Annotated in this window: 15 protein-coding genes; 6 read left to right on the top strand and 9 right to left on the bottom strand. The window is 55.3% G+C overall.

The features are described 5' to 3' along the window. The 6 genes from alaS to speB form a co-directional block, all read left to right on the top strand. Positions 1–2,557: alanine--tRNA ligase (gene alaS, locus VNL73_02115; protein ID HXF48206.1), on the top strand; the 2,557-nt coding region annotated here is incomplete at its 5' end. Then, complete coding sequence (locus VNL73_02110; GenBank protein HXF48205.1) at positions 2,557–3,300, top strand: geranylgeranylglyceryl/heptaprenylglyceryl phosphate synthase; 744 nt, start codon at positions 2,557–2,559, stop codon at positions 3,298–3,300. The genes alaS and VNL73_02110, both read left to right, overlap by 1 nt. Positions 3,301–3,377: 77 nt before the next feature. Next, positions 3,378–3,884 carry an SIS domain-containing protein gene (locus VNL73_02105; protein HXF48204.1) on the top strand — a complete coding sequence of 169 codons (507 nt, stop codon included), beginning with the start codon at positions 3,378–3,380 and terminating at the stop codon, positions 3,882–3,884. Beyond that, complete coding sequence (locus VNL73_02100) at positions 3,885–5,084, top strand: O-antigen ligase family protein (protein ID HXF48203.1); 1,200 nt, start codon at positions 3,885–3,887, stop codon at positions 5,082–5,084. A 97-nt stretch (positions 5,085–5,181) separates the two neighbouring features. Continuing rightward, positions 5,182–5,733, top strand: coding sequence for an arginine decarboxylase, pyruvoyl-dependent (locus VNL73_02095; GenBank protein ID HXF48202.1), 552 nt, complete (start codon positions 5,182–5,184; stop codon positions 5,731–5,733). 91 nt (positions 5,734–5,824) lie between these two features. Continuing rightward, a complete protein-coding gene (gene speB, locus VNL73_02090) occupies positions 5,825–6,715 on the top strand; it encodes an agmatinase (GenBank protein ID HXF48201.1) in 891 nt (296 codons plus the stop codon). A gap of 7 nt (positions 6,716–6,722) precedes the next feature. Here speB and VNL73_02085 read toward each other — a convergent pair whose 3' ends face one another. The 9 genes from VNL73_02085 to VNL73_02045 all read right to left on the bottom strand — a co-directional run bounded on the left by VNL73_02085 (position 6,723) and on the right by VNL73_02045 (position 15,184). Beyond that, on the bottom strand, positions 6,723–7,538 hold the full coding sequence (locus VNL73_02085) for a methyltransferase domain-containing protein (GenBank protein HXF48200.1): 816 nt from the start codon (positions 7,536–7,538) through the stop codon (positions 6,723–6,725). Between the two features lie 65 nt (positions 7,539–7,603). Beyond that, entirely contained in the window at positions 7,604–8,014 is a 411-nt protein-coding gene (locus tag VNL73_02080) for a VOC family protein (GenBank protein HXF48199.1), read from the bottom strand. 21 nt (positions 8,015–8,035) lie between these two features. Continuing rightward, entirely contained in the window at positions 8,036–8,506 is a 471-nt protein-coding gene (locus VNL73_02075) for a hypothetical protein (protein ID HXF48198.1), read from the bottom strand. Between the two features lie 58 nt (positions 8,507–8,564). Further along, entirely contained in the window at positions 8,565–8,774 is a 210-nt protein-coding gene (locus tag VNL73_02070) for a hypothetical protein (GenBank protein HXF48197.1), read from the bottom strand. After that, entirely contained in the window at positions 8,774–10,261 is a 1,488-nt protein-coding gene (locus tag VNL73_02065; GenBank protein HXF48196.1) for a lyase family protein, read from the bottom strand. The genes VNL73_02070 and VNL73_02065 overlap by 1 nt, the downstream gene beginning before the upstream one ends. Positions 10,262–10,411: 150 nt before the next feature. Next, the gene (locus tag VNL73_02060; protein HXF48195.1) at positions 10,412–11,635 is read right to left on the bottom strand and encodes a PD-(D/E)XK nuclease family protein; all 1,224 of its coding nucleotides are present in this window, start codon (positions 11,633–11,635) and stop codon (positions 10,412–10,414) included. Between the two features lie 9 nt (positions 11,636–11,644). Further along, a complete protein-coding gene (locus tag VNL73_02055; GenBank protein HXF48194.1) occupies positions 11,645–12,850 on the bottom strand; it encodes an acyl-CoA dehydrogenase family protein in 1,206 nt (401 codons plus the stop codon). 25 nt (positions 12,851–12,875) lie between these two features. Continuing rightward, positions 12,876–13,268 carry a RidA family protein gene (locus tag VNL73_02050; protein HXF48193.1) on the bottom strand — a complete coding sequence of 131 codons (393 nt, stop codon included), beginning with the start codon at positions 13,266–13,268 and terminating at the stop codon, positions 12,876–12,878. Further along, the gene (locus VNL73_02045; protein ID HXF48192.1) at positions 13,265–15,184 is read right to left on the bottom strand and encodes a S9 family peptidase; all 1,920 of its coding nucleotides are present in this window, start codon (positions 15,182–15,184) and stop codon (positions 13,265–13,267) included. Before VNL73_02045 ends, VNL73_02050 begins: the two co-directional genes overlap by 4 nt. Positions 15,185–15,238 lie beyond the last annotated feature (54 nt).

The raw sequence follows: 15,238 nt of genomic DNA, 5'->3' as shown, positions 1-15,238 counted from the left end.
CCGGGTGCCCTCTTCTCCCCTTGTTCCCGAAGAGGACCCGACTTTGCTTTTCACCAATGCCGGGATGAACCAGTTCAAAAAGGTTTTTTTGGGGCTGGAGAACCGCCCGTACAAACGGGCCGCTTCCTCGCAGAAATGCATGCGGGCGGGGGGAAAGCATAACGATTTGGAAAACGTTGGTTTGACCCCCCGGCATCACACTTTTTTTGAAATGCTGGGAAATTTTTCCTTCGGGGACTATTTCAAAAAGGAGGCGGTGGCGTTTGCGTGGGAGTATCTGACCAAGAAGTTGAAGTTGCCCGCCTGGCAGCTTTGGCCCACCATTTATAAGGATGACGACGAGGTGGAAAAGCATTGGCTGGCCGTAGCGCCGGAGACGAAAGGGCGAATCCGCCGGTTCGGGGAGGCCGACAATTTCTGGTCGATGGGGGAAACCGGCCCCTGCGGCCCCTGCTCGGAAATTCATTATGACCGGGGAGAAAAGTACGGCTGCGGCAAGAAGGATTGCGGCCCGAACTGCGAATGCGGCCGGTTTATGGAGCTTTGGAATCTGGTTTTTATGCAGTACAACCGGGATGAATCGGGAAAACTAACCCCCCTCCCCAAGCCCTCCGTCGATACCGGCGCCGGGCTGGAGCGGCTTTCGGCCGTTTTACAGGGAGTGGAGTCAAATTACGACACCGATTTGTTCGTGCCGATTATCCGAAAAATCGAGTCGCTCACTGGAAAAAAATATTCGCCCGGGCCGGAAGGGGTTTCCTTCCGGGTGATTGCCGACCACCTCCGGGCACTTTCCTTTTGTTTTGCCGACGGGGCCCTCCCTTCCAACGAAGGGCGGGGGTACGTTCTGCGACGGATTTTGCGCCGGGGGGCGCGCCACGCCCATCTTTTGGGGAAAAAAGAGCCGTTCATTTACAAGTTGGTGGATACGCTCGCTGCGGAAATGGGCGATGTTTACCCGGAGCTTTCGGCCAAAAAGGAGCACGTCAAGCTGGTCATTGAAGAGGAGGAGAAAAATTTCGGCGTCACGCTCGAAACCGGATTGGAGCTGGCGGCCAAGGAGTTTCCGGCTCTTGTCAAAAGAGGGCAAAAGATTGTTCCGGGGGAGCTGGTTTTTAAATTTTACGACACGTACGGTTTTCCGGCCGATTTGACCGAGCTGGTGGCGAAGGATTACAAGCTCACCATCGATTGGGCCGGTTTTGAAAAGGAACTGGAAAAACAACGCCAGCGCTCGCGGGAGCATTCCAAATTCACGGCCGCCTCCACAGACCAATTGGTGATCCGCATCAAGGAAAAGAGACTGCCGGAAACACGCTTTGTCGGCTACGATCCGGCCAACGTCAAATGGAAATCGAAAGTGCTCGAAGCGGACGCCAAGGCAATGGTTTTGGAATCGACCCCTTTTTACGCCGAATCGGGCGGTCAGGTGGGGGATACTGGCAAACTGATTGCCGACCATACCGCTCTGCCGGTTACTGACACCCAGAAAAAAGACGGGTACATTTTCCACGAGCTGGCGGATACACCGATTAAGCCACAGGAGATGGTAGGAAAAGAAGTTGCCGCCGAAATCGACTGGCAACGCCGGCAGGAAATAATGCGGAATCACTCGGCCACCCATCTGGTGCACAAGGCCTTGCGCAACGCTTTGGGAGAGCACGTCCATCAGGCAGGCTCCCTGGTGGCGCCCGACCGGCTGCGTTTCGATTTCACCCATTTCAAGCCGCTTTCAAACGAAGAATTGAAACGAATCGAAGAAGAGGTAAATGAAAAGATACTGGAAAGCATAATGATAGAAACACTCTTGGATATCCCCTTGGAGCAAGCCAAAAAGATGGGGGCAATGATGCTTTTTGGCGAAAAGTACGGAGAAAAAGTCCGGGTCATTAAAATCGCCGACTATTCAATGGAGCTTTGCGGCGGCACGCACGTGGCTTACACCGGCCAAATCGGGCTTTTTTCCATCCTTTCGGAAAGCGGTATCGCTTCCGGCGTCCGCCGTTTGGAGGCTGTCACCGGTTCCGGTTTTCTGCGGCTGGCCAAAGGGGAACGGGAGCTATTGAATTTGCTTGCCGAAAAGATGAAAGTGCCGGCGGAAATGCTGGCCCAGAAGGTTGAAGAGTTGCTTTCCACCCATCGGCAGTTGGAAAAGCGGCTGGGAGAGCTGGAAAAGGAACAATCCAAAGAAAAATTGACCTTGGCCTTGCAGAATGCCGTGCAGGTTAACGGCATCAAGGTTGTAGCAACAGCTTTGGAAGTGGAAAACCGGCAGGCGTTGATGGACTCCGCCGATTTGATTGTGAACGCCAAGGAAAAAATTGCCGGCGTTCTGGCGGCGGTTTTGGAATCGGATGTGGCCTTGGTGGCGGCGGTCTCCAAACCGACAATGGAAAGTTTGAAAGCCCCCGATTTGGTCAAGGAAGTGGCCGTGCGACTCGGTGGAACCGGCGGAGGCAGGCCGCATTTAGCCCAAGGAGGTGGCAAGGATAAGGCCAAACTATCCGAAGTTTTGACCGAAGTGCCCAAAATGGTCGAAAAGCTTTTAGCACGCTGATGGGTGTCTTTCAACACCTCACCAATGAACTGAAAAAAAAACGGGGGCTTTTCTTTTTGCTTTTGGACCCGGACAGAAAAGCCGCCGCCGAGTTGGCTTGTCAGGCGGAAGTGGCCCAAAAGGCCGGAGCGGATGCTGTTTTGGTCGGCTCCTCCATGCTGGTCAATTCCCAGTTCGACGAGGCGGTGGCGGCCATCAAGCAGAAAATTTCGATCCCCCTCGTTCTTTTTCCCGGCAATTCCAACCAGATTGCGCCAAAAGCGGATGCCGTTTTATTTTTGTCGCTTCTTTCCGGACGCAATCCGGATTTTTTAATCGGCGAACAGGTGAAAGGGGCGCCTTTGGTCAAAAAATACGGTTTGGAGCCGATTCCGACCGGGTATTTGCTCATCGAATCGGGGAAAACGACATCGGTTGAATACGTTTCCGACACCCGGCCGATTCCGCGCGACAAGCCGGACATCGCCTGTTCGCATGCCTTGGCCGCCGAATATTTCGGGATGAAACTGGTCTATCTGGAAGCTGGCTCCGGTTCGGCAACCTCCGTGCCGGACGAGGTTATTTCCGCAGTTTCGTCTTTCGTCTCACTTCCGGTCATTGCTGGAGGAGGCATCAAAACGCCGGAGGAGGCGGCCTCGAAGGTTCGTGCCGGGGCTAAGATTGTCGTGGCGGGAAATCAGTTTGAAAAAAATGATTCAGGCCGGTTTTTGAGCGAATTTGCCGCCGCCTGCCATAAGGGATAGTGAAAAACTCGCCGCAGGAAATCGCCCGCAGGATTCTGGCCGACTCCATCGAGCTCCGGCAGCATTGCTTCGACTGGATCGAAGAATGGGCGGCCGCTTACCGGCTGCTTTATTCGGCCTTGAAAGCGGGCAAAAAAATCCTTCTATGCGGCAACGGCGGCTCGGCGGCCGACTGCCAGCATTTTGCGGCCGAGCTGGTCGTCCGCTTGCGCAAGAGAAAACTGCAGAAAGCCCGCCCGGCCATCGCGTTGACCACCGACAGCTCTATTTTGACCGCCACGGGCAACGATTTGGGATTTGAAAAGCTTTTTTCCCGCCAGGTGGAGGCCCTGGGTGCTACTGGTGACGTTTTGGTGGCGATTTCCACCTCCGGCAATTCGGCCAACGTGCTCGAAGCGGTGCGTATGGCCCGAAAAGAACGGTTGAAAGTCATCGCGCTGACCGGCACAAACGGCGGAAAGCTGGGAAAGCTGGCGGACTTGTGGGTCGCCGTTCCCTCCGTCGATACCCAGCGGATTCAGGAAATGCATATCACCATCCTCCATTTCTGGGGTGAGGCGCTGGAAGCGGCCCTTTCCCGGTAAATGGGGACCATCCGCCAACTTTTATGGTGGGGGCAGCTTTTCGGCTGTTACCTTTTTGCTTTTTTCGCTCCTTTTTGGACTTCCGGAGCAGAGGCGGGTTTTGCCTTGGTGCTTTCCTGCTGGGTTTTGGATTGGCTTTTTGAATTGCCGCGCCCGTTTCCGGCCTCCTTTCTCGTTTTTCCGACATTGGTTTTCTTTGCGGTACTGTTTCTTTCCGCCATATTCGGACTTTCCTTTTCCAATTCGTTTGTTTACATCTCCAAACAGTGGGTATTTTTGGGGATTTTCTTTTTCGCCCTGCGATTTAGAGATGAACTCGTTCGGCGGAAAGCATTCGTGCTGCTTGGAATCTCCTCGGGGCTGGTAGCCGTTTATTCTATTCTACAGTCCTTTACCGGGTGGGATTTCAATATGATTGACCCGATGGAGTCGCTTGGAAAACACTTCCGGGCGCGCGGTTTTTTTAACGTCAAGCTGGTCTTTGGGCTTTTTTTCAGCTTGACGGCTCTGACCTTTATGGCGCTCGGCTGGCCGCGACGTAAAGAAACGCTCGGGAAGTTTTTTCTTTCCGTGGCCGCTCTTTGCTATCTGGCGGTGCTTTTCGGCGCCGTGCGGGCCGGGCTTTTGGCTATAGCGGTTGGGCTGGCTCTCTACCTTCTGCTTTCACCAGAAAAAAAGAAAGCTTATCTGGTTGGCGGTGTCGCCTTTTTGACGCTTTCCGCGTGGGGGATCAATCCGGCCCTGTTTTCCCGCTTCGAAATCGTGCAACGATTCGATATGCAGGCCGCCAATCCGGAAAGCCGGGCCTCGATTTGGCAGAAAAGCTACGAAATTTTCCAGGACCAGCCGGTTCTGGGGGTCGGCACGGGGAATTTCCGGCTGGCCTACGGCCCGAAAATAAAAGGGATGGATACCACCTTCTTCGGCCATGCCCATAACGAATTTCTAAACATGCTCGTTTGTTGCGGGCTTTTCGGGCTGGCGGCCTTTCTTTTATTCTGGAAGGAACTGATTTGGCGCATTTGGACAAATTTCCGGCAGAACCGGGCCTCCCACTATCTTTTGATGGGAGTTGTGACCGTTGCGACCTACCTGGTCTTCACGCCGTTTGAATCCGCACTCGTGCACCGCGAAGTGCGGATGATACTTTTTTTCCTTCTGGGTGTGAGTTTGGCGACGGGGGAGGCAAAAACGGCGTGAAATCCGCCCCGTTTTCGCAAAAAATTATTGCATTTATGCGGCGCTTCCCTATATTTTTCGGCGCTTTGACAAAAAACAGACCGAAAGGGAGGCGAAAATGGTAATTCTGCCGAAAAAAATTTTTCTGACCAAGGGGGTGGGGAAGCACAAAGAGCAGCTATCCAGCTTCGAGCTGGCGCTGCGTTCGGCCGGCATCGCCCGGTTCAACCTGGTTTCGGTCTCCTCCATTTTCCCCCCCAAGTGCAAAATCATCAGCAAGCAGGAAGGGCTGACCTATTTGTACGACGGGCAGGTGGTTTTTTGCGTGATGGCCCGGGCGGCGACCAACGAGCCGAACCGGCTGATTTCCTCCTCCGTGGGGCTGGCCGTGCCGCAGGACCGGCGGCAGTTCGGCTATTTGTCCGAGCACCATGATTACGGGATGACCGAAAAGAAAGCCAGCGATTACGCCGAGGATCTGGCGGCGGAGATGCTGGCCACCACCTTGGGGCTGGAGTTTGACCCGAACAAAGGGTACGACGAAAAGCGGGAAATCTGGAAAATTTCCGGCAAAATCGTGCGCACCCGCTCCATCACCCAGTCGGCCGAGGGGGACAAAAATGGGCTTTGGACCACCGTCGTGGCAGCCGGGATTTTCATCACGGAATGAGGCGCGGGGAGTAGGGGCGTATTGCAATACGCCCCTACGGGGTTCAATTTATTGAACCCCTACAAAAACATATCTGAAAAAGGAAATCATCTTGGCTGACGCCCTCCATTTTCATCACAATAATTTTTTAGGGATTCCGCCGGAATTTTCCTCCCCAAAATCCCCATTCGTCATCCTGCCGGTCGGCTACGATTCCACCACTTCCTACAAGGCCGGTACGCGGGAGGGGCCGGCGGCCATTTTGGCCGCTTCACGCCAAGTGGAAACCTACGATGACGAACTTGGATTCGAGCCGTATGAAGCGGGGATTTACACCCATCCCTCCTTGGAAATAACCACCAAGGGGCCAAAGGAGATGGTGGAACGTGTTTATCGGGCCGTTTTGCCCTTGGCGCGCAAGAAAAAGAAGGTGGCGATGCTGGGCGGGGAGCATTCCCTCACTTTCGGCACCGTTCGGGCCTACAAGCAGATTTACAAAAACCTTTCCGTTTTGCAAATCGACGCCCATGCCGATTTGCGTGATTCCTTTGAAGATTCCCCTTACAACCACGCCTGCGTGATGCGTCGGATAACCGAGCTTTGCCCCACGGTCGGCGTTGGCATCCGCAATTATTCGATAGACGAGGCCAAGTTCATCAAAGCCAAAAAAATCCCGGTCGTCTCCGCCTACAGTTTCATTTCCGGTGAGACCTCGATAGACGAAATTTTAGACCGCTTGACCGACACGGTCTACTTGACCTTTGATCTGGATGGTTTTGACCCCTCCTTTATGCCGGCGGTCGGCACGCCGGAGCCGGGAGGGGTGGGCTGGTATGAAACGCTCAAACTTTTACGTTTTTTGGCCGAGCGCAAGCGGGTGGTCGGCTTTGACGTAATGGAGCTTTGCCCCCTTCCCGGCCAGATTTCCTCCGATTTCATCGCGGCCAAGCTGGTTTATAAGATTATCGGGTATTTGGTGGCGGCGGGGAAACGTCCCGCGTAATTTTTATTTACTTCCGAACCGCAATAATCTCCAACACCCCCGGCGTTATCATCAGCGTGCCGGGCTGGGCTTCGCGGGCGGCAAAGTCCTCCGCAATGGCCCGGGCGCGCTCCGGCGAGATAAGTCCCAAATCCACCAATCGGCGTGTGCCGACATCCACAAACGCTTTTGGCCATTGCCACCAGTAGCTGGTTTTGGGAAAGATTTCGATTATCGGGTTCAGTGTTTTTATTTTGAATCCCAATTCCGAGAGCCAGCCGGGGAGGGAAAGCCCGATGTCCGGTTCGCCGCCCGCGTCGCGCCAGCTTTTGACCACCAGCCGGACAAATTCCTCGTGTATTGGAGAATGAGGCGCAAACCGCCAAGTGCGATAGTCGAAATATTCGTGGGAGACAAAAAAGGCGCCCGGTTTCAAAGCCCCGGCGATGCGCTGGACCAGCTTGCGCGGATGTTTGACGAACGCCAAAACCCAGCGGCACCAGGCGCCGTCCGCTTGGACGGCGGGCAATTCCGAGTCGTCCAAATCCAGTTCAAAAGTCGAAATGTTTTTCAGCCCGCGCTGTTTGGAAGTGGCTTCCAATGCGTCGAGAAACCGCCGCGAGCGGTCGATGGCAAAAACTTTTCCGGAAGGGCCTGTGATTTCGGCCAAATCGAGCGAGGCATATCCCGGGCCGCAGCCAGTGTCCAGAATCGTCTGGCCTATGGTAAGCCCCGCCCGTTTCCAAGCGTCCAGCACCTTCGGCCGCCAGACCCGGTGCTGCAGACCGAGGCGCTCGATTTCCTCGTCGTGGGTGCCGAGGATGTAGTCCTTTTCCGGCTCCATTGTTTTTAAAGGTTAGCCAGTCGAGCTCTGGCTTAGCTTTTTAAAGTAGGCCTCGGCCCGTTTTTTCATTTCTTGGGTGGCACGTCTTCCTTGTGCGTGGCAATCCACCATTCGTTGCCGAAGGGGTCTTTCACCCCGGCGTTGCGGTCTCCCCAGAACATATCCTGCGGCTCCATTGTTGAGGTAGCGCCGGCGGCCAAGGCACTTTTGTAGAAAGCGTCCGTGTTCTTTACATAGAGGTAGATTTTTCCCGGCGCCGCTTTATATTTCTCGGTCGCATCCCCCATCATCACAATCGAATCGCCGATTTTGACCTCGGCGTGACCGATGCTGCCGTCCGGCCGGATCATCCGTTCCTTTTCCCTGGCGCCAAAGGCCTTTTTCAAGAACTCAATCAGCCGCGCCACCCCCTCAACGGTCAGGTACGGCGTGACGGTGTGATACCCTTTTGGTATCGGGTTCACTTTCTTTTTCATTTCAACCTCCCGTTATGGTTTTCAGTCAAACTCCACCCGTTTATCGGACTGCTCCGGCCCCACCCGGCCGGTTACGATTTCGGCCTTAAAGTAGTTTTCACCTTTAACCGGCGAGCCGGCCAGCCGGCGGAGCATCGCAATCTGCCCGACGTGGTTTAGGGCATCGGCAATCGGGCCTTGAAAGATTTTTTCGGCCGGATTGCCCAAAGGGGCCTCCGAAGCGAGGCAGTCATCCAATTCCTTGAGTTCGTCAAAGAAGCGTTTGACCTCCTCCTCCCATGGCCGGGGCGGCACCTCTTCCCATTTGTGCGGCCCGATGGCCAAAAGCCGTCCCCATTTGAGCAAATCGCCGATATGTTTCAAAATTTCGATGGGGGTTCTGGTTTTGTCGCCAACTTTGAAGTTGGCGAAACCTTCGGGCGCATCCCGGACGGCCTTGCCCCCACGGTAAGCGAGCGTGGCTACCGTGTGGCGCAGGAATTCGCGCTTCAAATCGATCCTTTGTGTTGGTTTCCGCCGTCTGTTTTTTTTCGGTTTTGGGCGGTTTTTTCTATTGGTTGTTTTTTTCATTGCCGTGCTTGTGGTTCCCGGTGGCTTTAGCCATCAGCAGTTGCAGTTCCTCCTCGCCGGCCGTCCGGGCTTTTTCCAGGAAGCCGGAAGCGGCCGCCCGGGCCAGCGTGGCGGCCAACCGGCCGCGATGGAAAATCCGGACGCGACCATCCGCCGTGCTTTGATACGAAAACCCGGCCGGTTTGCCCATTATTTCCGTTTTTTCAATTCTGCTTTCAACGCCTCAAGATCCGCCGAAAAATCCGACCTTGGAGCCGGCTTTTTCAATTCCGTTTTCAACCGGGCCAGCCGTTGGGCAACGGTAGCGGCGATTTCGACCGCCCGGACAGGGGCGGCACCGGCGTAGGCGGTCGGGTCGTCCAGAACCTTTTTGGTCAAGTCCGATATTTTGTTCCAGTACTCCGGCAGTTCTTTTTTGACAATGGCAACGGGATTTTCACCTTTGTTTCTGAGGCGGTTGGCCAGCTCTTTCGCTTTTTCATACGGCGCGGAATGCCCGGCCAGGGCCAAGGCGATGTAAATCGGCTCGGCCACGGTCAATGATTTGCTTGCTTCGAGGTTCTTTTTCAGATTCTCGCGGTTCGGTTCCAGGCGGGAAAGGGCCTTGTTCATGCGCAAAACCGCCTGCTCGAAGGCGACGAAAAGCTCCACCGCGAAGCGGTTGGAGGCGGAGTTAGTCAAGTCCCGCTGGTGTTCCGAAATCTGGTCGGATAGCAGGGTCACCATTCGCGGCGCGTACGCCTTCCAGAGGGATTTGACGTTTTCGAAATCCTTGGGATTGATTTTGTGCGGCATGGTGGAGGAGCCGACCCGCTTTTCGGCCCCCCGCTCGTACACCTCGGCAATTTCGGAGCGATACAAATGGCGCATATCATCGGCCAGATTGGCCAGAACGGAGAATGCGGAAAGGATGGCGTAGCCCAAGTCCGCCAGGGGCTCCGGCTGGACGATTTGGGTCGAGACCTGCTGTTCGTCCACTTCCAAGCCAAGCCGGTTCAGAATCAATTTCTCAAAAAGCGGGGCTTTATCCCCGAAGGCCAAGGCCAGCGAATTGTAGGCCCCCACCGGACCGGCGAATTTTCCAACCAGCTTGTTATTGGCCTCCTGAATTTTTTCGATGCGTCCCAAAAGGCGACTGGCGTAGTAGGCGAGATAGAAACCGAAGGTGACCGGCTCGGCGAACTGCCCATGGGTGCGGCCGATTTGGGTTGTTTTGGCCTCTTTTTTGGCCATCTGGGCTATCAGTTCGGTCAGCGCGATAAAATCGGGAAGAATCGCCTCCTGCACCATTTTTTTGATGCGCAGGGCCTGGGCTGTGTCCGTGATGTCCATCGAGGTGGCAAAAAGATGGACGTAGGGGGCCGCTTCCGGCGGGAGGGTTTTTTGAATCAGATTCACCAGCGCCCGGACGTTATGCTCGGTTTTCTTTTCCTCCTCGTAAACTTTTTGGGCGGTGATTTGTGCTTTCCCGGCTTTGGCGTACGTGCCCTTTGGAACAATGCCGAGTTCTTCCAAGGCCCACAATAGTTCCAATTCTACTTTCAACTGGGCCTGCACGTAGGCCTCTTCCGAGGCGTGGTTTTTAAGCCGCTCAAAAACGGCCGTATCCGATGCGTAATAGCGGAAATCGAGCGGGGAGGCGAGGTCGAAAATGGAAATTTTGTCGTTTTCCTTCATTTCGGGGGAATATATGTTTCCGAAAGCGAAATGCGAACCGGTACTTGGCTGCCCCTCCGCCCCACCAACCAGATTCTTCGCTTTGCTCAGAATGACAAACCGTGTGTCGTACTGCTGGAGGAAGGAGGCCCCGCGGTTTTGTGGAAGGATTTACTCCTCTTCTTGTACCAGCTCGTCTTTTCGGCGGAGAACGGAGACGGTAAACTGTTTTTCCACCGGCGCCAAAGTCCGCAACTTTTTTCTTACTTCTTCGGGAAGGGTACGGTCTTTTAAAATCCTATCCAGCTTGAAGCGGCTGACTTCGGCGGCCTTTTCCCAGAGATTGTGTTCCTTCAAAAGTTTTTCCAACGCCTCGCGGGCTTGGGGATTTGTCTTTCGATCCGGCAGCCGGGGCCATTCGGAATCCTTGATTTGGGCAATCTGGCCGCTGCCGAAGAGAGCGGTAAGTCCGTTCTGGCGGGCGAATTCGAGAATGATTTCCCGCACCTGCTCGATTCTGGCCTCCAGCTCGACCTTGTCCGCCTTCAGCCGGGCCAGCTCGTCCACCATCTGCTTTCCCTGGTCGGCGTCGGCGATTTTTTCTTTTTCCTCCTCCAGCCAGAACAGATGCTTCCAGGCGGGGCAGATATGCTTGTAGTCGCACCAGCCGCAAAAATCGGAGACCTTGGTGGGGAAATGGCCGGCTGCGCGGGCCGCCTCCACTTCGTCAATCCGCTGCATCACTTTTTGCTTGGCTTCCTCCACCTGTTCCGGGGTGCGGACGGTTTCCAAAAGCTCGTCGAAGCGCAAAAAATGCCAGATGGAGCGGACTCTGTTGACCTGCGGCCAGAGCTGACGCACCAAAAGATTATAGAGGGTCAACTGCTGGTCGGATTCTAAATCGGCCTGGGTTGGGAGATTTTTGCCGGTTTTGAAATCGTGAATTTCGTAGGTCTCGTCCGGCGATTTGGCCAGTCGGTCGATGAAACCGGTCATTTTGTAACGGCCGGACTCGTCCAACGAAACGGTGGCCTTGTAGTCCAACCCCAAAGTCCGGCTCTGGTTAAACGGATGATGGTGCTGGTAAAAATCCCTCAGACACTTTAAACCGATGCGGTGGTAGTCCCCGGCGTCATAATCCCCGGACATCCGCAGACCCGAATGCCATTCTTTTTTCCAGAACTCGTCGAAGTTATTTTCCACCTCGGGCAGGGCCGGGATTTTTTCCATCTGGACATCTTGAAACAGACGGGAAAGGGTTTTGTGAACGGTGGAGCCAAGTATCGTTTCCGCGGTGGCCACTTCCGGCACTTCCGGCTTCAAAATGTAGCGGAACTCGTACTTCTTGGGACAGATGCGGAAGGTTTCGAGTTGGGTATGGGAGTAAACCGGCATTGCAAAAACTTAGTCGAAAGGATACGGCGGCAGCTTGACCCGCACCGGCTTGTCCGTGCGGTAGCCCAGAACATAGTCGGCCTGCATGAGGGTGTGGATTTCCCGCGTCCCCTCGTAGATGGAAGAGCCCTTGGAGTTGCGGTAGAATCGCTCCACTGGATACTCGTCCGAAAAACCGTAGCTGCCGTGCACCTGCACGGCGTCGGCGGCCGCCTTTTCCGACTCCAGACAGGCGACCCATTTCGCCAGCGAGGTTTCGCGGGTGTTACGCTCCCCTTTGTTTTTCAGCCAGGCGGCCTTGAGCCACAAAAGCCGGGAGACCTCGTACCCCTTCACCATATTGGCAATCATCTCTTTTACCAATTGGTGCTCACCAATGGGGCGGGTGAAGGTTTTGCGCGTCTGAGCGTAGGAAACGCAGGCGTCCAGACAGGCGCGGGTGAGCCCCGTGGCACCGGAGGCGACGGTGAAACGCCCCTGTTCCAGACAGAACATTGCAATCTTGAATCCCTCCCCTTCCTGTCCCAGAAGATTTTCTTTGGGGACCGGCACGTCGGTCAATACGATAAAGCCGGTGTTGCCGGCGCGAACCCCCAGTTTGCCGTGGATGGTGCCGGTTTTGACGCCAGGGAAGGAGCGTTCCACGATGAAGGCGGATAAGCCGGTGTGGTCCCGCTTTTTCTTTTTTTCCTGGTCGGTCCAGCCGAAAATCAAAAAATTATCTGCCACGTCCGCCAGCGAAATCCAGATTTTTTCGCCGTTCAGGATGTACTTGCTTCCATCCTTCCGGGCGGTGGTCTGGATGCCGACGGCATCGGAGCCGGCGTTCGGCTCGGTCAGCCCGAAGGTCGCCACTTTCTCCCCTTTGGCCTGCGGAACCAGATATTTTTGCTTCTGCTCTTCCGTTCCCCAGGAAAGAAGGGTGAGGGAATTGAGCCCCAGATGGACGGACATTATCACCCGGGCGGAAGTGTCGGCATATTCCAGTTCCTCGCAGGCCAGCCCGAAGGAGATGTAGTCGTAGCCTGCGCCGCCGTAGCGCTGGGGGATGCAGATGCCCAAAATGTCGGCCTGCCCCATTTTTTTCAAGAGATTCGGGTCGAACTTCTGCTCCCGGTCCCGTTCCCGGATGCCGGGGAGCACTTCGCGGGCGGCGAACTCCCGCACTAGCGTTTCGATATTTTTGTGGTCTTCGTTCAACTCAAAATCAATCATGCCTTCGGGCCTTCTCCATCACGCGCTATTTTTTTTGGACGACCGCCACCGCTTCGATTTCCACTTTGGCCCCCCGGGGGAGGCGGGCGACCTCGACCGTCGAGCGGGCAGGGGGATTGGCCCCGAAGTAACGGGCGTAGGTTTCGTTCATCAAGGTGAAATCATCCATCGACTGCAAAAAGACGGTGGTTTTGACCACATCCTCCATTCCCGCTCCCGAAGCGGCCAGAATCGATTTGACGTTTTCCAGAACCTGCTTGGTCTGCTCCACAATCCCGCCGTTGGTCAACTCCCCCGAGCGTGGGTTGATGGCAATCTGGCCGGCGGTGTAGATGATCTTCCCGCAAGCGGCGGCAATTCCTTGACTGTAGGGGCCGATGGCGGCGGGGGCCTCCGCGGTTTTGATGACCTCCTTCACTTGTCCAGGCCGCTCCCCCCGCCGGTGGTGGCGGCGGATGAGCGGTTCTTCACGTATTTGTCCAGAAAATCGGCCGCGGCGGTATAGGCCTTGATCTGGTTCGGAATTTTGGCCAGCCCGTGCCCCTCGTCCGGGAAGAGCAGATATTCCACCACGCCCCCCTTGGCTTTCAATTTTTCGGCAATCTGGTCGGCCTCGATTTGCGGGACGCGCGGGTCGTTGGCTCCCTGAATAACCATCAAAGGGGCGGTGATTTTATCCACCATGTAAATGGGGGAAATCGATTTCATAAAGTCGAGGTCCTTGTCCAGATAGCCGTACTCCGATTCCCTAAGCTTCCGCCGCCAGGCGCCGGTATTTTTCAAAAAGGTCTCAAAGTTGGCAATCCCGACAATCGACACGCCGGCCGCCCACAAGTCGGGATACATCGTCAGCATCGCCAACGTGGAATAGCCGCCGTAGCTCCCCCCCATCACGGCAATTTTCTTCGGGTCCGCGTACCCGGAGGATTTGAGATATTCCACCGCCCAGACTAAGTCCTTCAGAGCCTCCGGGCGTTTGCGGATATTGTCCATCGCCATAAATGTTTTGCCATAGCCGGCCGAGCCCCGCACGTTGGGGGCCAAAATGGCGTAGCCGCGGGACAGGTAGTATTGGTATAGCTTTGCAAACCAGGGGCGTTCCTGGCTTTCCGGCCCGCCATGGACGGAAAGAATGACTGGCAGGGAGCCGTCCTTTTTGGCCCCGGCCGGGAGATAGAAGAAGGCCGGGATTTCCAACCCGTCATGGCTTTTGTACTTGATTAAAGCTGGCTCCACCATCGTGGAGGCATCAATCCCCCCCATCGGAGCACGGGTCAACTGGCTTACGGTCTTGGCGGTCTGGTCGTAAATCCAGACGTCGTTGGTACGCGCCGCCGAGGTGAAGCTGAAGGCCAGCTTGTCACCGGTTTTGGTGAAGGAGAGCCCGCCGACGATTCCTTTGGGCATTTTGGGGAGATTCACCATTTTGCCGGTCCGCATATTCTTCACAAACAGCTCGCCGTAGCCGTCGACATTGGCCGTGTAGGCCATGTAGCGGCCGTTCTCGGAGAGAATCATTCCGGAAACCTCCCGCTTTTCGTTTTCCAGATAGGCCAGTTTGCCGTTCGGCAACTCGATTTTGGCCAGATTCTCAAAATCCCGATCCTGGTCGGAGGAAAGGTAAATCGTTTTGGAATCGGGGGTGAAACGGACGTTTGAGTAAACGGCATCCCCTTCGTGTGGGGTCAAAAGAGCCGCTTGGCCGGTGGCGATATCGAAGAGATACAGATTGGCGTTCGTATTGGTCACCGTCTCCTCGAGAATCAAACTTTTGCCGTCCGGCGACCAGTCCGCCACGGCGAAATTGCCGTCCTTCTGATAGACCATTTTTTTCTCTTTAGTGGCCAGATCCATCACATAAATGTCGAAATATGCTTCGTTCCGTTCGTTGGCGGCGAAGGCGATTTTTTTGCCGTCCGGCGACCAGTCGCCGAAGCTGTGAATCACCTTGTTGTTATCCGTCAATTGAATTACCTTTTCCCCGGTGGGGCTGGATAAAAAGAGCTGGATGCGCTCGCTGCCGCCGATATCCTTGCCGAACAGTATCCACTGCCCGTCCGGCGACCAGGTTCCATAGGCTACCCGGTCTTCGTAAAACGTTATCTGATTCGGCCAGCCCCCCTTGGAAGAGACGACAAAGAGCTGGGCCACCCCCGGCATGTTGGAGGTGAACAAGACCTTGTCCCCCGCCGGCGAAATGTCCCCCCCGCCGCAGGATTTGATGTTCATATACTGGGCGAACGGATACGGCTGGGCCCAAAGACTTGCTGCCAGAAGCAAAACGGCAACAACGCCCAAGAACTGTTTTTCCCATTTGTTCGCAAAGCCCGACATTTTTCCTCCTTGCTTTCGGTTTCTTGCCCCCAATATTATCAAGCTTTGGGCGGT

This window comes from Verrucomicrobiia bacterium, assembly GCA_035574275.1.
GTDB lineage: Bacteria > Zixibacteria > MSB-5A5 > DSPP01 > DSPP01 > DSPP01.
This window is presented reverse-complemented; position numbering and strand designations above follow the sequence as displayed.